Raw genomic sequence first — 19083 nt, forward strand, 5'->3', positions numbered from 1 at the left:
AGGGCGAAAAGGCGCCGGGCTTTGGTAAGCCTCGCCTAATCTACCAGAAGGTTAGGGTGCCCTCAGTTGACGCCTGCGGCTCGTAGCCTGACGTCCCGCTCGCGCGCCGGGAGATAGCGTGGGGCCATGCGAATGACAGCGGCGGTGCAGAGCACCAAGAGGACGCCACTGCTGCAAGTCGTGAAGTCCGCGGTGGCGACGATCGGCGCCTGGCTGATCTCGAGTTGGCTGATTCCGGGGCCGCTCCCCGTTTTCGCCGCCATCGCCGCGCTGCTGGTGGTGCTTCCGAGCGTGAACCAGTCGTTCACCAAAGCGGTGGAGCGCAGCGTCGGCGTCATCGTGGGAGTCTTGATCGCCACCGGGCTCGGGCTGCTGTTCGGGGAGCAGAGCTGGGTCGTGCTGCTCGCGATCGTCATCGCGATGCTCGTCGCCTGGGCGCTGCGCGCAACGCCCGGAATGGCCAACCAGGTGGCTATCTCAGCGATGCTCGTGCTGGCCCTGGGCTCATCGAGCCCCCAGTACTCGATCGATCGGATCGTCGAGACACTCATTGGCGTCGTGATAGGCATCGTCGTCAACGCACTTATCGTGCCGCCTATCCTCGCCGCTCCCGCCCGCCGCGACTTGGGACTGCTCGGCGCAGAACTCGCCGCGAGCCTCGACCGCCTGGCCGAAGCGCTTCTCACGCCGCAGAAGCCTGCGGACTTGCATGGGCTCATGCTCGAGGCGCGCCTCCTGCGTCCGATGCAGGTCGCGGCCGAAGCATCCATCAAGGCAGGTGAAGAGTCGCTGACCTTCAATCCGCGACGTGCGCAGCGGACTGACCTCACTGAGATGCGCGCGCTATTCACGACGCTCTCACCGATAGTGACGCAGGTGATCGGGATGACCCGCGCCTACTTCGACCACTATGACGACGCATTGCGGGACGAGCCCACCGTCCACGCGATCGCCGAGCAGCTGCACCGGGCCGGACACGATGTGCGTCTGGCCGTGCAGATCGCCGACGTGACGCCGGAACCGGATGCGCTGACCTCGGCGATTCCCGCGCTGACGACGCCGTTGGAGCTGCGGCCGCCGGCATCCGGCCACTGGGTTCTCATCGGCTCGCTGATGGAAGATCTGCGCCGCATCCGCGGGGAGCTCGTCGGCGACGACTGAGCCGGCCCAACGATGCGGGTACACCTGTCAGTTCATTTCACGGATGTCAGCCGAAACGGCCGATCTCAGCTGACATCTGTACTTTCAGCTGACATCTGTATCCCCGCGCGCCGGTCGTAGGCTGGCACCATGCGCGACACGATGACCGTCCCTGACGTCCTCACGGAGCTCGCCTCTCTCGAGGATCCGAAAAACGCGCGCCGCGAATGAGAAGCGCGGCGACGATCACGGCATCAACCTGTCGAAGATGCGCACACTCGCGAAGAAGATCAAGACGAACCATGCCTTGGCGAAAGAGCTGTGGTCGACGGGCGAGACCGCACCGCGCTTGCTCGCGCTACTGATCTGCACGCCTCGAGAGTTCTCCGCCGACGAGCTCGACGCGATGCTGCGCGAGACGCGGCCCCCGAAGGTCAACGACTGGTTCGTGAACTACGTCGCCAAGAAGTCGCCGCTTGCCGAGGAGGTGCGGGTGCGGTGGTTCGACGATGCCGATCCGACAGTCGCAGCGGGCGCATGGTCGCTGACCAGCGAGCGCGTGGCGAAGAAGCCCGAAGGACTTGATCTCGAGGATCTGCTCGACCGCATCGAACGCGAAATGAAGGATGCCCCGAAGCGGCCACAGTGGGCGATGAACGAGACGCTCGCGCAGATCGGCATCTACCATCCGCGCCTGCGCGCACGCGCTCTGGCGATCGGTGAACGACTGCAGGTGCTGGCCGACTATCCGACCGCGCCCGGCTGCACCTCTCCCTTCGCGCCGGTCTGGATCGGTGAGATCGTCAGGCGCCGCGAATCGACGCACTGACAATGCTCACCGACGACGCGAATCGCTCACACTCACTGCCGACCCCGGCCGCAGCGAGCGTATGCGCCTGCTGCTCGGCGTCATCGCCGCTGTGTGCGCGGTGCTCGGCATCTGGGCCTTGCTGTTTATCGCGATCGCCGCGTTCGGGGCTGCTGCCGTCGACGGAGCTGCGGTCAGTGGCACTACGGTTGGCGGCCTCATCTTCGGCCTCGTCTGCTGCGCCTTCTCCTGGTTTTGCCTTGTGGGTGTCCGCCGACTCCGCCAGACAGAGAAGCACGGGCTACTCCTGCAAGTGGAGAAGGATGCCGTGACCACAGCATCCGGCCCGATCCTCGCATCCGATCTGAAAAGCGCAGCAATACGTTGGCGCAGGTTTCCCCGCCGAACCAGGCATCCGATCACCGGCTCGATGGAACGCTGGACCGGATCCGGAACACATCGCACGATCGAATTCACCCGCAACGACGGCTCGACCGAGGACGTCTACATCAGCCTGTTCGCTACAGACGAGGAGTTCGACGTCGTCGTCGACCGACTGCTGGGAATGCTGACCGCACACGGCATTCCCGTTCAGCGGATGTCGTGAAAGCGCCAGCAGCTACTCGGCAATCTGGCTGGTCGGGATCGGGATGCCGGCGGCACGCGCTTCCTCGGCGTTCGCCGCGTAGCTACGCTGGAACCGTGAGCACGGACATCGCCGCCGAGCCCGGTCAGATCGCACCCATCGTCCTGTTTCCCGGAGACCCGCTACGCGCCAAGTGGATCGCCGAGAATTTCCTCGACGACGCATCCCTGTACTCGGAAACCCGCGGGATGCTGGGATTCACGGGCACCTGGGAAGGCCACCGCGTCTCTGTGCAGGGCTCTGGCATGGGACAGCCTTCGATGGCGATCTATGCCACCGAGCTGTTCACGCAATACGACGTGCAGACAATCGTGCGGGTCGGCTCGTGCGGTGCGTTGTCCGAGCGCCTCGCGGTGCGCGACATCATTATCGCGAACGGCGCCTGCACTGATTCTGGAATCAACCGAGTGCGCTTCCACGGACTCGACTACGCACCCGTTGCCGACTTCTCGCTGCTGCGCGCGGCGGTGGAAGCGAGCGAACAGATGCCTCTGGAATCAGCCGTGCACGTCGGGCTGCTGTTCTCGAGCGACCAGTTCTACAGCACTCGACCGGAGCTGACCGAGCCATTCGTGCAGCATGGTGCGCTCGCGGTCGAGATGGAGACCAGCGGTCTCTACACGCTCGCGGCCTTCCACGGTCGGCGCGCACTGAGCATCTGCACGGTGTCCGATCACATCGTCACCGGCAAGGAGACCACGGCGCAGGAACGCGAGCAGACCTTCGGCGACATGATCGAGATCGCGCTGCGCGCGGCCACCGCTTGACGTCCTGTGTTGCGAGCGCGGTGAGACTTCGAGGACGATGTAGTCATGGCCGATCCCCTTCCCCTGTGTCCCGAGTGCTCAAGCGAACACGCATACGAGATGGGCGCGCTTCTCGTCTGCCCGATGTGCGGGCACGAATGGTCTCCCGCGCCAGCCGATTCGCAGTCGTCGTCGACGGATGCCGATGAGGCTCGAGTCGTGAAGGATGCCGTCGGTAACATCCTCGCCGACGGCGACACCGTCGTCGTCACGACATCCATCAAGGTGAAGGGGTCGCATGGGATCAAGGCGGGAACCAAGGTGCGCGGCATCCGCCTCATCGATCCCGTTAACGGCCATGACATCGACTGCAAGGTCGACGGATTCGGCGCCATGCTCCTGAAGTCGAGCCTCGTCAAGAAGGTGTGAGCCTCCGTCTTTTCGTCGAGGCCGGGCCCAGGCGTCGGTAGGCTGAATCGGATATGACAGGAGCGGCGGCAACACCTTCAAGCGTGATCCGAACACCAGGGATCTTGGCGCTGATGGCGATGTCGGCGCTCGGCTTCGCCGGGTTCGGTGCGCTGGTCTCGACGGTGCCGCTATGGGCGGCGCGCGGCGGCGCGGACGAGATCGGCGGCGGGCTCGTGAACGCGGTGATGATGGCCGCGACCGTCGCTGTGCAGACGACCGTTCCCGCGGCATTGCGCCGCTTCGGTTGGACGCCGACCCTGTTGGCGGGCGTCGTGTTGCTAGGCGCCCCATCACTGATACTGATCACGACGGATGCGCTGCCGGCCATTCTCGCTCTATCCGCCGTGCGAGGTGCGGGCTTCGCCGTGATCACCGTGTGCGGATCGTCTGCGGTGGCGCGGCTGGTGGAACCGGCGCGCCGCGGGCGCGCCATCGGCCTCTACGGCCTCTCGCTCTCGGCACCTCAGATCGTGCTCGTGCCGACATCGGTGTGGATCGCCGATCACGTGGGTTTCTGGGTCGTCTTCGCTGTCGGGGCGGCCCCGTTGCTCGCCACCATCCCCGCGTTCCTGCTCGCTCGGCGCCTTGACCGCGCCGCACAGGCACCGACGGCCGTCTCGCCGACTTCCGAACACGCGCCCAGAGCAAGCGCACGCCTCTGGGTGGCTCTGATCGCCCCGAGCGTGGTGCTGCTCACGATCACAGCCCCCGGCGGGGCGCTGCTGACCTTCGCAGCGCAGTTTCCCGGAGTGGGTGGTTACGCCGTCGCCGGACTGTTCGCGCTCACCGCATGTGCGGCAGTCGCCCGCTGGCTCATCGGCGGATTGGCCGACCGATTCGGGCACCTGCCGTTTCAGCCGCCCTTGCTTCTCCTCGGTGCGGCGGGGCTCGCCCTGTGCGTGTGGGCGATGTACGGCGCTGGCGGGGCGGCATTGGTGAGTGGGATGGCCATCACGGGCATCGCCTACGGCAGCCTCCAGAACGTCACGTTGATCGAATCCTTCGCAGTGGCCGGACATCGTCACCGCGACACTGCTAGCGCCGTGTGGAACATCGGCTTCGACTGCGGCACCGGCATCGGCGCGTTGGTCGTCGGCTTCATCGCCGCCCAGTCGAGCTTCGGCGTCGCCCTGTCGACGACATCCGCGCTCTGCATCGTCGTCGCCGTCATCGTTCTGGTGCGTGTCATCGTTGCCCGGCGGCGCCGGGATCCCGAACAGCGGCGCGAATGAGGGATGATCGAAGGACCATGACTTCCTCCGCGCGCCTCGATCCGACATTCCTGCGCGACGATGCGGGAGTCGTCGACCCGGATGCCGTGTACCTGGCGTTCGTTGAATGGGCAGAGGCCACCGGCATCCAGCTCTATCCCGCGCAGGACGAGGCGGTCATCGAGATCGTTTCGGGGCAGAACCTGATCCTTTCTACTCCCACCGGAACCGGAAAGTCGCTCGTCGCCGTCGGTGCGCACTTTGCCGCTCTCGCCGAGGGGCGTCGCAGCTACTACACCGCTCCGATCAAGGCCTTGGTGAGTGAGAAGTTCTTCTCGCTCGTCGAGACCTTCGGCGCAGAGAACGTCGGGATGATCACGGGTGATTCCTCGGTCAACGCGGATGCTCCGATCATCTGCTGCACCGCGGAGATCCTCGCGAACCTCGCGCTGCGGCAGGGGCCGACGGCCGACGTCGGCCAGGTCGTGATGGATGAGTTCCACTTCTACGCCGACCCCGAGCGCGGGTGGGCATGGCAGGTGCACTGCTGACCCTTCCGCAGGCTCAGTTCATTCTGATGTCGGCGACGCTCGGCGATGTCACCACGCTGGCTTCGGACTTGAGCCGACGAACCCGCCGCGAGACCGCTGTCGTGACCGGCGTCGAGCGTCCGGTGCCGCTGCACTTCTTCTACGAGCTCACGCCAATACACGAGACGATCGATGACCTGCTCGGCACCGGACAGGCACCGGTCTACGTCGTGCATTTCTCGCAGGCCGCCGCAATGGAGCGTGCCCAGGCACTTTCGAGTGCGAAGGTCGCGACGCGCGAACAGCGGGATCAGATCGCTGAGCTGATCGGCGAGTTCCGTTTTACGACGGCTTTTGGCAAGACCCTCTCGAAGTTCTTGCGCGCCGGCATCGGCGTTCACCACGCCGGGATGCTGCCGAAATACCGACGGCTCGTGGAGCAACTCGCGCAGCGCGGGATGCTGCGTGTCATCTGCGGCACCGACACTCTCGGCGTCGGCATCAATGTGCCGATTCGCACGGTGCTGTTCACGGCGTTGACGAAGTTCGACGGTACCCGCATGCGCCAACTGAATGCACGCGAGTTCCACCAGATCGCCGGCCGCGCCGGACGCGCAGGTTTCGACACCGCCGGGACCGTCGTAGCGCAGGCGCCGGAGCACGAGACTGAAAACGCCGCAGCGATCAAGAAGGCTGGCGACGATCCGAAGAAGAAGCGCAAGCTGATCCGCAAAAAGGCGCCGGACGGATTCGTGTCGTGGGGAGAGCCCTCGTTCCGCAAGCTCATCGATGCGGATCCCGAGACGCTCACCTCGCACATGCAGATCACGAGCGCCATGATGCTCAACGTCATCGGCCGCGGCGGCGACGTGTTCGGCAATATGCGCGCATTGGTATACGAAAATCACGAGCCGCGCGAGCGGCAGCGGATGCTTGCACTCAGGGCGCTGGGAATCTATCGGACGCTGCTCGAATCGGGAGTGGTCGAGCAGACGCCGGGCGGAGAGATCCGTCTCACCGTCGACCTCCAACCGAATTTTGCGCTGAACCAGCCGCTTTCGCCGTTTGCGTTGGCGGCGTTCGAGCTGCTCGACCCGGATTCGGCAGGTTTTGCGCTCGATATGATCTCTATCGTCGAGTCGACGTTGGATGATCCACGCGCAATCCTCAGCCAGCAGGAATTCCTCGCCCGAGGCGAGGCTGTCGCCGAGATGAAGCGCGAGGGCATCGAGTACGACGAGCGGATGGAGCTGCTCGAGCAGATTACGTATCCGAAGCCGCTCGATGAGCTGTTGGGCGCCGCGTTCGAGACGTTCAGCGCCGCGCAACCGTGGATCCGCGATTTCGAACTGCATCCGAAAGCCGTCGTTCGCGACATGTATGAACGAGCCATGTCGTTCGGAGAATATGTCGCGTACTACAAGATCGCTCGGTCAGAGGGCGTGGTGCTGCGCTACTTGTCCGACGCCTATCGGGCGGCGTCGCAGACCATCCCCGAAGAGCTGAAGAACGAAGACCTGCGCGACCTCATCGAGTGGCTCGGCGAGCTGGTGCGCCAGGTCGACTCGTCGCTGCTGGACGAGTGGGAAGAGCTTCGCGCTGGCACTGACAACGGTGTACTCGATCTGCATCGACCGGAGGACGAACCCATCGTGCCTCCGGCGCCGAAGCGCTTGACGTCGAACGTGCGAGCTTTCCGCATCCTGGTGCGTAACGAACTGTTCCGTCGTGTTCAGCTCGCCGCCCGCGAGGATGTCGACGCCCTGGCCGCGCTTGATCCTGACTTCGGTGCCGACGCATGGGACGACGCTCTCGACAAATACTTCGCCGACCATGACGACATCCTCACCGGGCCCGAAGCGCGCAGTTCGAAGCTGCTGCTCCTCACCGAGGGCGCAGCGACGTGGACCGTCCACCAGATCCTCGATGATCCCGCCGGTGATCACGACTGGCGCATCTCAGCGACAATCGACCTCGCAGCATCCGACGAGGCGGGCGAAGCCGTGACTGTGGTGACTGGAGTGGCGCGGCTGTAGCCGAGGACTGTTGCTCCGGGAGGAGAACGCACGCATGGGCGGAGGAATCCTAGAGAATCCTCCGCCCATCACTGCGAAGTCCGCCCAACGGCGCGGGCCGAGCGATCGGGCAGCCCACGGCCGACAACCCTGCGCCCCGGAGGCCGGCCAACCAGCCTCAGCCCAAGAACCTTGCGAGCAATCCACCGGTATTCCGCTCCAGCAGCACAACCTGACCGTTGAGGATGCGTGGGCACGCACTCCCGGTGAGCGCTTCGATCCCGACGCGCAGCAGCGTGCCATGCGCGACCACAACGCTGTTCCCTTCCTGCTGCTCGATCTGTCCCAGCACGTGACGCGCTCGTTCAATCGTGTCAGCCAGTGGCTCGGCATCCGGGTAGTCGGCATCCGGCCAGCGCTCGCGCACTTCACCCACCGATATCCCCTCGGCGGCGCCGTAGTCGCGCTCCACCAGACGCTCATCGGTGATGATCTCGGCGTGTGCGAGCTTCTCGCCAATCACCGATGCGGTCTCGCTTGCGCGACTGAGCGGCGAGGTGATGATGCGGTCCCAGGCGGCACGCGCGAGCAGGTCAGCGGCAGCATGCGCCTCGATCCGACCGTGCTCATCCAGCGGAATGTCGGCACGCCCCTGCATGCGACGGGCGAGATTCCAAGCGGTACGGCCGTGGCGGACGAGAGCGACCGTCATGCTCGCGAGAATGACATCGTGCGAGTGGATGCCGCGGCATCCGCTGCCCCATCACGCACGGGCTCCCCCGGGGCTTCGTCCGAATACACCAGCGCCTCACCCACGACGATCCTCATCCGATCTCCCACCCGCGGGCGCGTGCCGTGCGTGCGTGCTCGCAACGGGACCCCGCCCCAATCGAGCATGAGGTCGCTTCCCTCCGGAGTGAACAACGATGACCGCACGGTCGCCTCGCCGTGGGAATCGGCGGTGACCGCAATAGCCGAGGGCAGCAGCGCGGCGTGTGCGCGACCGGATGCCGGCATGTCGGCGTCGCGTGAAATCCACAAGGGGTGATCGTCAGCGCGGAATCCACTTGAGTCGACCACGCCAGGAATGAGTGTGGCATCCGAGAGGAATCGGGCGACGAAACCGCTCGCGGGCCGCGTCACCAGATCATGCGGTGTGCCGACCTGGCGAATCCGGCCCTCATCGAGCACGACGACGCGGTCCGCGAGCCCAAGAGCCTCAGAGCGATCGTGGGTGACGTGCACCACGGTCAGACCGAGTTCGCGTGTCAGGGCGTGAAGCTCGAGCCGCAGATGGTCGCGGAGCGGCTCGTCCAGGGCAGACAGCGCCTCGTCAAGCAGCAGCACACGCGGGCGCGCAACCAGGGCACGGGCGAGGGCGACGCGCTGCCGCTGCCCACCCGAGAGGGTCGCAGGATCCCGACGCGCGTAACCTGCGAGCCCGACGAGTTCGAGCGTCGCCTCGACTCGGGCTGCACGCTCGGCCTTCGCGACCCCCGCGCGACGCAGCGGATACTCGACGTTGCGCCCGACGTTCCAGTGCGGCCAGACCGCGTGCTGCTGAAACACCATCCCCAACTCGCGCTGTTCAGGCGGCACAAAAGTCTTTCCTTCGGCGACGGTGCGGTCACCGATCGTCACGCGCGCTCTGAGGCGGCAGCGCACGCTCGCAGCGTCTGCACGTTCGCCCCGGAATAGCTCAGCGCCAGACACAGGTCGTCAGAGGTGAGCGAGTGCACTGCGAACTGCTGGGCCAGCGCATCGATGGGCGCCTCGACCGGACGCCCCAGGCCGCTGAGCCGCATCGCAAGGTCTTGCAGCGGCGGGCCGGAGAAGCCGTTGCCGACGAGGACCACTCGGCGCGCGCGCCGAAGGGCATCGACTGTCGCGTCAATGCGCTCCGGATCCACGCTTTCCTGTGCGAGGCGGAGCGCATCGACGGCGTCATCGAAGGTGCTCGCGCCTGCGGCATCCTTCTGGTCTCGAGGCGCCAGCGGCGCAGAGCGCGCGAGTTCAAGACGGAGATGCTGGAAGCCACGGAACCCGAGGCTCTGGCAGGCGCGGATCACCGTGGCCGTCGACGTGCCCGCCGCCGCGGCAAGCTCGGCGGCGGACCAGTCCACGACGTCGTCCGGGCGCTCCATGATGACCGCCGCGACACGGCCCTCGCTCGGTCCGAGAGAGGAGGCTGCCGCGCGCACTCGGGCGTGGACGCTGACATCGGGGCGAACGATGGTCATCGACGAGTCCTCACCTGAGCGCGGCGCGTCGCGTGCACGCCATCGGGGCATAGCGTACCGGGCCAAGTCGACCGCCCGGTTTGCCTAGTGAGGCAGCCTCAGGCGACCTTGGCCGCCCTGGTCGCAGCGAGCTCCTGCCCGTACGTGCGTGCCGACTTCTCGGCCTCCTCCTTCAACCCGCGCGCGGCATCCGTGAACGCATCCATCGCCGGGTTCACGCCGACGAGCGTGAACGGACGCTGCACGACGCGCAGGTCGAGGCCCCAGACATCTTCGAGCACGCGGCGCAGCCACGTGGTGGAGTGATCCCAGCCTTCCTTGGGCGTTCCAGGACCGTAGTTGCCGCCGAGCACGGTGACCAGGGTCGCGGGCTTGCCGTTCAGCGCGGTCCCCTGCGGGTCGATGCGCGACTCGGTGTACGCGAGATCAAACCAGGTCTTGAAGTGCTGCGAGACGCCGAAGTTGTATAGCGGCACGGCGAACAGCAGTGCGTCGGCGTTGATCAGCTCGTCGGCGAAGGTGCTCGCGAGCGCGCGCGCCTCAAGCTGCGCGGGGGTGCGCTGATCCTCGTCGACGAACTTCGAGGTGACAGCATCCGCCCATACCGTTGCAGGAACCGGATCGGCGGCGAGATCGCGTCGGGTCACGACCGAGTCGGGGTGGGATGCTGTCCACTCCGCCTCCACGAGATCGGCGAGCGAACGGCTGGCGGATGTTGCGGGGAGGATGCTGGCATCCAGGCGGAACAGGGACATGCTAGACCTTTCGTTTTCGAAGTCGCTATGTTTTTATTAGCGACTTGCGTTAACGTAGCACAGGTATGATGGGGTCATGGCGGATGCCGAAACGGAGCTCCATGTGTGTGACGCGGCGGTCACACTGGCCTTCAGCGTGCTCGGCAAGCGCTGGAACGGCATGATCGTCTCGACGCTCGGCGCGGGCTCTACAACCTTCGTCGCGCTGCGTCGCGCGGTCGTCGGTATCAGCGACACTGTGCTCTCCGATCGACTCGCTGAGCTTGCTCAGGCAGGTCTCGTCGTCCGCACCGTCGACGCCGGCCCCCCGGTCACGGTGTCATACGCTCTGACGGAAAGCGGCGAGGGGCTGCGGCCGATCCTCAGTCAGCTCGGCGAGTGGGCATCCGCGAACCTCGAGGGTCCTGCGCACTGAGCGTGCGGGTCCATCAATTTCTGCGGATGAAGTCAACTCTGGCGGCCAGAATTGACGGATCGGGCCGCCAGAGTTGCCCTCGGTCGCCAGACTTGCCGGCCGTACGCCCGCCTCACCAAGGGTTCGGCTTGTAGTCCTTCAGGAACACACCGTACTGGTCGACTCCGGTCTCACCCTGCACGATCGGGTCGTACACGCGCGCGGCGCCGTCGACCAGGTCGAGCGGAGCGTGGAAGCCCTCTTCGGCGAGGCGCACCTTCGTGTGGTGCGGGCGCTCATCGGTGATCCAACCGGTATCGACGGCGGTCATCAGGATGCCGTCGGTCTCGAGCATCTCGCCGGCACTGGTGCGTGTGAGCATGTTGAGCGCGGCCTTGGCCATGTTGGTGTGCGGATGCCCCGGACCCTTGTAGCGGCGCGAGAACTGCCCCTCCATCGCCGATACGTTCACGATGTACTTACGTCGCGCATCGGATGCTGCCATCGATGCCCGAAGGCGGCTGATGAGCAGGAACGGCGCGGTCGTGTTCGCGAGCTGGACTTCGAGCATTTCGAGCGGATCGACCTGCTCGATTGACTGCACCCAGCTGTTGACGTGGTTGATGTCTGGCACGAGCCCACCGGCGTCGATCGCGGTGCCGTCGGCGTGCTTCTCCAGTGACGACGACCCCGGCGCCATCGCGAGACGCGCGAGATCTTCGGCGGTGAGCGCCTGCCCGCCTTGCTCTGCGACGGTGCCGCCGAGGGCTGCGACAGAGAGCAACGGGTTCGAGGCGACGGATGCCGCGAGCGCCTGCGGGTGCGGATCAGCGGTGTGCCCGAAGGTCTCCATTTCGGGCAACGGCCCGTCCGGAAGCGGCTGCATCTCGGCATCCGCTAACAGCGAGTACGCACCCGGCGAGCGCCGAACGGTCTGGGCTGCGTTGTTGATGAGGATGTCGAGCGGGCCTTGCGCTGCGACCGAATCGGCGAGTGCGATCACCTGTGCCGGATCGCGCAGGTCGATGCCGACGACACGGAGGCGGTGGAGCCAGTCGGACGAATCTGGCAGCGACGAGAAGCGGCGAACGGCGTCGCGCGGGAAGCGCGTCGTGATCGTCGTGTGCGCGCCGTCACGGAGCAACCGCAGCGCGATGTGCATGCCGATCTTCGCGCGGCCGCCGGTGAGCAGCGCGCGCTTTCCGCTCAGGTCGGTGCGGGCGTTGCGCTTGCCGTGGCTGAAGCGCGCGCAGTCCGGGCACAGCTGGTGGTAAAACGCGTCGACGACCGTGTACGGCTGCTTGCAGATGTAGCAGTTGCGCGGTTTGAGCAGCTCGCCAGCGATCGGAGCATCCGTCGACGTCCTGAGGTCGGCGCCGCGAGTCTCGTCGTCAATGCGGTCGGGGGCGCCGGTGGCGGTGTTGGCGACCACGGCCTTATCGGCCTCGGCGATCGCGTCGCGGATCTCTTTGCGGCGCACGCGCTTGACGGCCTTGAACATCGCGGCAGTTGCACGCCGAACGGCGATGTAGTCGGGATGCTCTTCGCTGATCTGGTCCATCGAGGCAAGCACGCGCAGCGTGGTTTCCAGATCGTGCGGATCGAGGCCGTCGCCGAGGTCAGAGTCGTCGGCAGCAGGCACAGAGGTCATTGTGCTGATTTTACGCGAGCGACCTGGGTGTCGGGCCCGGGGCGTAGGGTCGCACCATGGACACCGCAATGCACGGCATCATTCCGGCGTATCTTCTCTCTCGTCTGGCCGAGTCTGGGCGCTTTCCGCATGCGGCGGATGCCGCGCGACAGACTCTGATCGCAGGCCGCCCGCCGTTTCGCGCCAGGATCAACCTGTCGATCGACGAGCATGGCGATCTCGTCGCCGAGTTGACGGATGCTCCGAACCGCACGATCAGCGATGCACAGAACACCGAGACGCTGCCCGGACTCATCGTGCGCGCTGAAGACGACGTAGCCGCCGCTGATTCTTCGGTGAATGAAGCTTTCGACGGTCTCGGTGCGACGTTCGAGCTGCTGCTCTCGGCGTTCGAGCGCAACTCTCTCGACGGCCTCGGCGCAGCGCTCGATGCCACCGTTCACTACGGCACCGACTACGACAACGCCTTCTGGGACGGCGAGCGCATGGTCTTCGGCGATGGCGATGGCGAGGTGTTCCGCGGCTTCACCGGCTCGCTCTCGGTCATCGGCCACGAACTCGCCCACGGCGTCATCCAGCACACTGCGAACCTTGAGTACCAGGGCAGCCCGGTGCACTCAACGAGTCGATCGCCGATGTGTTCGGTGCCCTCACTGAGCAGTACGCCGAAGGCCAAACCGCAGACAAGGCAAGCTGGCTGATCGGCGCAGGCATCTTCACCGAAGAGGTGCAGGGCACCGCACTGCGGTCGATGCTTAAGCCTGGCACCGCGTATGACGACGACGAGCTCGGTAAAGATCCGCAGCCGGGCCATATGCGCGACTTTGTGCAGACCACCGAAGACAACGGGGGCGTGCACATCAACTCCGGCATCCCCAACCGCGCGTTCGCGCTCGCGGCGACGACGCTCGGCGGCAAGGCCTGGGAGCGTGCGGGACTCACCTGGTACCGCGCTCTGACCGGCGAACTGTCTAGCGCCGCAACGTTCCGCGCGTTCGCCGATGCGACCGTCACCGCTGCCACGGCAATCGACGACGAGACCGCCGCGGCAGTGCGCAAAGCGTGGGTGAGCGTGGGAGTGTTTGACGATGAGCGACGCAGCCCAGCCGAGTGACGAAGCGAACGACGATGACCATCAGATCGTCATCGTCGTCATCCGCACAGGCGGCATCGCCGGACGCCGCCGACGCTGGCAGGTCGAACCACCGCGGGATGAAGCTCCGCACTGGGTCAAGCTGATCACACAGTGCCCGTGGGACGCCCCGGACGAACCTGCGCGTGGGGCCGACCGCTATGTCTGGAACATCCGCGCGCAGATGCCAGAGGATCGCCGCGAGCGCGACGTGCCAGACCGCGAACTGGCGGGCCCGTGGCGTGAGCTCGTCAACGCCGTCCGCGAGGCCGCTGCCTCAGGCTGAAATCCCAGCACTGAAACTGCGGCTACGCGAGGGGTGCTCAGCCCTACGGCTCCAACGTCACTCGCGTCCGCGGCAGAGCCTCCGGATGCTCCTTTTGCAGCCACGTCATGACCTCTTCACGCACCAGGCACCGCAGGTCCCACTGGTCATCGGAGTTCGCGGCCGAGATCTTGAATCGCAGGGTGACGTAGCCGCCCTCTGAACCCGTGACCAGGACGTTCGCGGAGCGGCGGTCCCAGGCATCCGAACCCTCGATGATCTCCATGAACTTCTCGCGCACAGCATCCACCGGCACGCGCCAGTCGAGGTCCATGAAGACGGTTCCGAGGATCTTGTCTGACTTTCTGGTCCAGCTCTCGATGGGCTTGGACGTGAAGTAAGTGCAGGGCAGGATGAGGCGGCGCTCGTCCCAGATGTAGACGACGACATAGGAGAGGTTGATCTCGCCGATACGTCCCCACTCGCCCTCGATGACGACGACGTCGCCCACGCGGATCGCGTCCGTGAACGCGATCTGCACACCGGCGACGAGGTTGCCGAGAGTCGACTGCGCGGCGAAACCGGCGATCACGCTCAGCACGCCGGCGGATGCCAGGATGCTGGTGCCCACGGCCCTCACCTCGGGGAACGTGAACAGCACGATGCCGATCGCAATGATTCCGACTAAAACGACCGCGAGGCGGTTGAGCACGGTGAGCTGCGTCTGTCGGCGACGGGCTTCGGGGCTCGTGGCATCCTTCTTGCTGTCGTAGTGCATGAGGCTGCCCATGCCGAACGAGATGAGAACAGCGAGTAGCCAGGCGCCGGCCAGGATGGTGGCGATCAGCAAGATGCGCTCCAGGACCGGCCACCAGTCCTCCGCTCTCGGCGCCGTCGATGCGCAGGCGATCCACGCGGCGACGACGAACACGACAACGACGCCTGGTGCGCGGATTTGACGCTCGAGTTCGATGATCCAGGGGGAACGTCCGCCGAGCCCCTTCGCAGCCAGGCGGACCGCGATCACGACCACGGCGGCGATCACCACCGCCACGACCACGGCAACGAGGCTGCCGAGCCATCTCTCTGCGAAGACGTCGAAATCAAAGAGTGCGAGAGAGCTCATCGCCCCAGCCTAAAGAAGACGGCTGGGCGCCGCGCAACCCCTTGTGTGCAACGGCGCTCGAGGGCACGCTGGAATCCAACAAAGGGAATCGCACTCGGCGAAGGAGCTGTTATGACACAGAAGATCGTTCCCAACCTCTGGTTCAACCATGACGCAGACGATGCCGCGGCTTTCTACGCCGAAGTCTTCCCTGGGGCCACCGCGACTATCGGCGCGAAGTACCCCGACGACCTCGACAACTGGCAGGCCCCGTTCGCCGGGAAGACACTCACCATCGACCTCGTCATCGAGGGGTACCGACTGTTGCTGATCAACGCGGGCGACGAGTTCCGGCCGAACTCGTCGATCTCGTTCATGCTGAATTTCGACCCATTGCTCTTCGATGGCGCCGAGAATGCTCGCGCACGGCTGGATGCGGCGTGGGACAAGCTGGCCGAAGGCGGTCGCGTGCTGATGCCGCTCGAAACCTATCCGTTCAGCCCCCACTACGGCTGGGTGGAAGACCGCTACGGTGTCAGCTGGCAGCTGCTGCTCACGAACCCCGAGGGCGAGCCGCGTCCGTTTCTCATTCCGCAGCTGATGTTCTCCGGTCCGGTGCAGAACAAGGCGAAAGAGGCCGCGGAGTTCTACTCGTCGCTCTTCCCGGACGCCGGTGTCGGCTTCATCGCGCCCTATACCGAGCAGACCGGCCCCGCGGATACCGGCAGCGTGATGTTCGGCGAGTTCCGGCTGGCGGGGCAATGGTTCGCGATGATGGATTCCGCGGTGGAGCAGGATTTCACCTTCACCCCCGGCGTCTCGCTCGAGGTGAGCTGCGCCGACCAGGAGGAGATCGACCGGTACTGGGAAGCATTGAGTATGGTGCCCGAGGCGGAGCAGTGCGGCTGGCTCGCGGACAAGTACGGCGTGAGCTGGCAGATCATTCCCGCGAATATGGGCGAGCTCATGGCGCGACCAGACGCCTTCGCGCACATGTCGGAGATGAAGAAACTCGTCATCGCGGACTTTTGAGCGCAGACTGTTCTCATGGGTTTGTTTCAACAGCGTCCAGATGAAGAGCAGCAGGATTGGACGGGCCTGCCGTCCGAACCACTCGAAGCCGACACCGCCGATACCCTCGGCGCTGGCCCTGCCATCGACCCCCTGTCGATCGGACTCGGGGCGTCGGTCAGCTCGATCGCCTTCCCCGTCACTCTGCCGGCACCGGATGCCGAGAGCATCGAGACCGGCGAGCCGGACGGCGACGAATAGTTACACGTTCCGTCGCACCTGAGCCGCGGACGGACGGGCCTGCGCTGGCCGTTACGGTTGAAGGATGACGATCACCGCCGCCGCAGACGGCTCCGCCCTGGGCAACCCCGGCCCTAACGGCTGGGCCTGGTACATCGACGACGCGAACTGGGGTGCTGGCGGGTCACCGCACGGCACCAATAATCAGGGCGAGTTGCAGGCGGTGCTCGAGCTGTTGCGCGCGACGGCAGGCACTGATGAGTCACTGCTGATCATGTGTGACAGCAAGTACGTCATCGACTCGATCACCAAATGGATGCCGGGATGGAAGCGCCGCGGATGGCGCAAAGCCGACGGCGCCCCGGTGCTCAACCGCGAACTCATGGAGTCCCTCGACGAAGCAATGCGCGGGCGCGATGTGAAGTTCGAGTGGGTCAAAGGCCACGCGGGCCACGACCTGAACGAGGCAGCAGATGAGCGGGCGAACTCGGCTGCGAAGGCGTACCAGCAGAAGGTGGAGCCGCAGCGCGGGCCCGGGTTCACGCTGGGCGGTTCAAGTGCTGATCGTCCGGCCACTGCCCGCCCGGCTACTGAGCCTGCCTCCACCACGCCCCCCGCGCAGCTGTGGGCCGAAGCATCCGATCTGCTCGACAGCCTGAACGAGGCTTCGGAGACCACATCCATCGAACTGCGCATCGCGCTCTCGCCCACCGAGCACTCCCGTCTGCGCGACCGTGCCGACGCTCAAGGCATCTCGCTGGAAGACGCGCTCCGCCGCCTGATCTAACCCCCACCCCTCGTTCGGCGGGAAGTGACAGCTACCCCAGCGAAGCGGTCAACCACGCCACAACGACGTCGCCGATCATTGAGCGCAGGTGATCGCGGCGCTCTTCAGCCAGCAGGTCCATGTCGAACAGGTACCCGAAGGTGTGCTGGTTCGCGACCTGGAAGAAGCAGTACGAGCTGATCACCAGGTGCACGTCGAGGGCGTCAACGTCTGAACGCACCGTGCCATCGGCGCGACCGCGCTCGAGCGCGGTCTCCAGCACGTCAACGGCCGGCTGGTTCAACGTACGCAGGCCCTCGAGACGTTTGATGAACTCGCCGTGGTGGATGTTCTCGATCGAGACGAGGCGGATGAACGCGCTGTGGTTCAGGTGATGGTCATAGGTGAGCTCGGCGATCTGGCGGAGCGCTTCCACCGGCGGCAGATCGCCGGCCTGGATCGACTGCTCCGTCTCGCGGATGCCACGGTAGGCGTTCTCCAGAACGGCGAGGTAGAGCTGCTCCTTGCCGCCGAAGTAGTAGTAGATCATCCGCTTCGTCGTCTGAGTGCGCTCGGCGATCTCGTCGACGCGCGTTCCGGCGTAGCCCGACTCGGCGAAGGCCTCGGTGGCGACTTCGAGCAGCTCGGCGCGCGTGCGTTCGGCGTCGCGCTTTCGCACGACCGGTTCGGTCACGCTGTTCGGCATCGTCTCTCGTTTCCTTCGGCATCGCGGATGAAGCGCTGTGCACACATCATGTCGTACCCGTCAGCACCCGTTGCGGATTCACCACCATCAGCTGGCGCAGAGTGGGCTCATCGACCCCGGCCGCGCGCTCGGCCCGGACACTGCGCAGGGTCTCCTGGATCTCGTCGGAGCTGTCGCCCCGTACAGCTTCTTGCCACGGTTTACGAGGTCGTTAAGCCCCATGTTGGCCTCCCTCCATAGGCGTCTGGCCACGCAAGCGACTCCACCATCTTCGAACGGTGGAGCGGATGCGGCGGGGCTGCGCCGCCGCGCGGGAAGTGCAGCACCTGTGCCCCCTCAAAACGTGGCGACCGGGCTCGCTGGGGAGCCGACTCCGCCCGTGACGCGGAGTCCTGCGCACGAGATGTGGAAGTCCGCCCGCTCTTGCGATGCCGAGACGGCCGCGAGTTCCTCGAGTACGAACATCTCGCCCAGCGGCATCCCCATGTCGCGTACCAGCACGCAATGCAGCGGCATCGCCGCTCCCGACTCCGACGGGGCGACTTCGACGCCCCAGTTGTCCGACGCGACGAAGGCGACATCTCGCTCGTGCAACCATCGTGCGGTCGACAGATCGAGCCCCGGCTCGGTCGCGAAGTATGCCTCGGCATCACCGCCGAGCAGCACCTGCATCCAACCTGTACGCACCACAACGATGTCACCGGGTGCCACGCGTACGCCGGCGCGCGCTTCCGCCGCCGAAAGGTCCTCTGCAGACACCGGCTCGACGGAATCCAGTCGATCCCGCCCGGTCAGGGCCGGGATGTCGAGCAACACCGCGCGACCAGTGATGCGCCCGACATAGTTCTCCATCCCGAGGCGCGAAGCGCCGGCGGATGTCACCGCCGACACCGACGACACCCCGTTGTACAGCAACCCGTCGTACGAGACATGCGCGAGCGCGTCCAGCTGCGTCGCACCCTGCAGGTGTAAAAACATCGCGTCATCGAAAAAGTGAAACCCGCCCTCCTCGACCGGCGCATCCGGGAGCCGCGTCATCATGTGCACGGGGTTGCCGCGGCGGCTTCCGACGGGTTGGGGGCCGTGCTCGTCGAGGGGCAGCGAGAGCTCGAGCACCTGTCCCGAACGGATGCTGCGCGCGCCCGCGAGCACCCGATCCGAGGTCAGAAGGTTCAGTGTGCCGAGCTGATCGTCGCTGCCCCAGCGTCCCCAGTTCGACAGTTCTCGCCCGAGAGTGCGGTGGTTCAGCAT

General features: G+C 65.7%; 18 protein-coding genes and 3 pseudogenes. 13 read left to right on the forward strand and 8 right to left on the reverse strand.

All coding sequences use genetic code 11. The features are described 5' to 3' along the window. The first annotated feature begins 126 nt into the window (after positions 1–126). The 7 genes and pseudogenes from DC31_RS15410 to DC31_RS15440 all read left to right on the forward strand — a co-directional run bounded on the left by DC31_RS15410 (position 127) and on the right by DC31_RS15440 (position 7588). Entirely contained in the window at positions 127–1161 is a 1035-nt protein-coding gene (locus tag DC31_RS15410; RefSeq protein WP_036281687.1) for an FUSC family protein, read from the forward strand. Positions 1162–1290: 129 nt separating this feature from the next. Beyond that, a pseudogene (locus tag DC31_RS15415) lies at positions 1291–1969 on the forward strand (DNA alkylation repair protein). Beyond that, positions 1935–2555 carry a hypothetical protein gene (locus tag DC31_RS15420; protein ID WP_036281690.1) on the forward strand — a complete coding sequence of 207 codons (621 nt, stop codon included), beginning with the start codon at positions 1935–1937 and terminating at the stop codon, positions 2553–2555. The pseudogene DC31_RS15415 and the gene DC31_RS15420 overlap by 35 nt, the downstream one beginning before the upstream one ends. 95 nt (positions 2556–2650) lie before the next feature. Further along, positions 2651–3361 (forward strand): purine-nucleoside phosphorylase, encoded by a 711-nt coding sequence (deoD, locus tag DC31_RS15425; RefSeq protein ID WP_036281692.1) that lies wholly within the window; start codon positions 2651–2653, stop codon positions 3359–3361. 45 nt (positions 3362–3406) lie between these two features. Beyond that, positions 3407–3769 (forward strand): zinc ribbon domain-containing protein YjdM, encoded by a 363-nt coding sequence (locus DC31_RS15430; RefSeq protein WP_036281694.1) that lies wholly within the window; start codon positions 3407–3409, stop codon positions 3767–3769. Between the two features lie 83 nt (positions 3770–3852). Further along, positions 3853–5043, forward strand: a complete 1191-nt coding sequence (locus DC31_RS15435; protein ID WP_160173256.1) for an MFS transporter — start codon at positions 3853–3855, stop codon at positions 5041–5043. Between the two features lie 17 nt (positions 5044–5060). Continuing rightward, a pseudogene (locus DC31_RS15440) lies at positions 5061–7588 on the forward strand (DEAD/DEAH box helicase). 157 nt (positions 7589–7745) lie between these two features. Here DC31_RS15440 and DC31_RS15445 read toward each other — a convergent pair. The 4 genes from DC31_RS15445 to DC31_RS15460 form a co-directional block, all read right to left on the reverse strand. Continuing rightward, positions 7746–8279: a histidine phosphatase family protein gene (locus DC31_RS15445; RefSeq protein ID WP_036281697.1), complete on the reverse strand. Its 534-nt coding sequence runs from the start codon at positions 8277–8279 to the stop codon at positions 7746–7748. After that, complete coding sequence (locus DC31_RS15450; protein WP_051607124.1) at positions 8276–9208, reverse strand: ABC transporter ATP-binding protein; 933 nt, start codon at positions 9206–9208, stop codon at positions 8276–8278. Before DC31_RS15450 ends, DC31_RS15445 begins: the two co-directional genes overlap by 4 nt. Further along, positions 9205–9807 (reverse strand): MurR/RpiR family transcriptional regulator, encoded by a 603-nt coding sequence (locus DC31_RS15455; RefSeq protein WP_081813909.1) that lies wholly within the window; start codon positions 9805–9807, stop codon positions 9205–9207. The genes DC31_RS15450 and DC31_RS15455 overlap by 4 nt, the downstream gene beginning before the upstream one ends. Positions 9808–9905: 98 nt before the next feature. Continuing rightward, positions 9906–10562 (reverse strand): FMN-dependent NADH-azoreductase, encoded by a 657-nt coding sequence (locus DC31_RS15460; RefSeq protein WP_036281703.1) that lies wholly within the window; start codon positions 10560–10562, stop codon positions 9906–9908. A gap of 76 nt (positions 10563–10638) precedes the next feature. Between DC31_RS15460 and DC31_RS15465 the strand changes: the two genes are divergently transcribed. Beyond that, the gene (locus tag DC31_RS15465) at positions 10639–10977 is read left to right on the forward strand and encodes a winged helix-turn-helix transcriptional regulator (protein WP_036281705.1); all 339 of its coding nucleotides are present in this window, start codon (positions 10639–10641) and stop codon (positions 10975–10977) included. Between the two features lie 112 nt (positions 10978–11089). On the opposite strand, the gene DC31_RS15470 is transcribed toward DC31_RS15465, so the two are convergent. Then, positions 11090–12607, reverse strand: coding sequence for an SDR family NAD(P)-dependent oxidoreductase (locus DC31_RS15470; protein ID WP_036281708.1), 1518 nt, complete (start codon positions 12605–12607; stop codon positions 11090–11092). A 68-nt stretch (positions 12608–12675) separates the two neighbouring features. Between DC31_RS15470 and DC31_RS15475 the strand changes: the two are divergent. Together DC31_RS15475 and DC31_RS15480 are read left to right on the forward strand one after the other, a co-directional pair. Beyond that, positions 12676–13721: pseudogene (locus DC31_RS15475) on the forward strand (M4 family metallopeptidase). Further along, positions 13696–14025, forward strand: a complete 330-nt coding sequence (locus DC31_RS15480) for a protealysin inhibitor emfourin (protein WP_051607126.1) — start codon at positions 13696–13698, stop codon at positions 14023–14025. The pseudogene DC31_RS15475 and the gene DC31_RS15480 overlap by 26 nt, the downstream one beginning before the upstream one ends. 43 nt (positions 14026–14068) lie before the next feature. Here DC31_RS15480 and DC31_RS15485 read toward each other — a convergent pair whose 3' ends face one another. Further along, positions 14069–15130 carry a mechanosensitive ion channel family protein gene (locus DC31_RS15485; RefSeq protein WP_051607128.1) on the reverse strand — a complete coding sequence of 354 codons (1062 nt, stop codon included), beginning with the start codon at positions 15128–15130 and terminating at the stop codon, positions 14069–14071. Between the two features lie 111 nt (positions 15131–15241). Here DC31_RS15485 and DC31_RS15490 point away from each other — a divergent pair, with 111 nt between their 5' ends. The 3 genes from DC31_RS15490 to DC31_RS15500 all read left to right on the forward strand — a co-directional run bounded on the left by DC31_RS15490 (position 15242) and on the right by DC31_RS15500 (position 17147). Continuing rightward, the gene (locus DC31_RS15490) at positions 15242–16141 is read left to right on the forward strand and encodes a VOC family protein (RefSeq protein ID WP_036281710.1); all 900 of its coding nucleotides are present in this window, start codon (positions 15242–15244) and stop codon (positions 16139–16141) included. Positions 16142–16156: 15 nt separating this feature from the next. Next, positions 16157–16381, forward strand: coding sequence for a hypothetical protein (locus DC31_RS15495; protein ID WP_036281712.1), 225 nt, complete (start codon positions 16157–16159; stop codon positions 16379–16381). Positions 16382–16445: 64 nt separating this feature from the next. Beyond that, positions 16446–17147 carry a ribonuclease H family protein gene (locus tag DC31_RS15500; RefSeq protein ID WP_036281715.1) on the forward strand — a complete coding sequence of 234 codons (702 nt, stop codon included), beginning with the start codon at positions 16446–16448 and terminating at the stop codon, positions 17145–17147. A gap of 31 nt (positions 17148–17178) precedes the next feature. Here DC31_RS15500 and DC31_RS15505 read toward each other — a convergent pair whose 3' ends face one another. After that, positions 17179–17832: a TetR/AcrR family transcriptional regulator gene (locus DC31_RS15505; RefSeq protein WP_036281717.1), complete on the reverse strand. Its 654-nt coding sequence runs from the start codon at positions 17830–17832 to the stop codon at positions 17179–17181. 336 nt (positions 17833–18168) lie between these two features. Continuing rightward, positions 18169–19083, reverse strand: a complete 915-nt coding sequence (locus DC31_RS15510; protein WP_036281841.1) for a cyclase family protein — start codon at positions 19081–19083, stop codon at positions 18169–18171.

The organism is Microbacterium sp. CH12i, from assembly GCF_000685355.1.
In the GTDB taxonomy this organism is placed as follows: Bacteria; Actinomycetota; Actinomycetes; order Actinomycetales; family Microbacteriaceae; genus Microbacterium.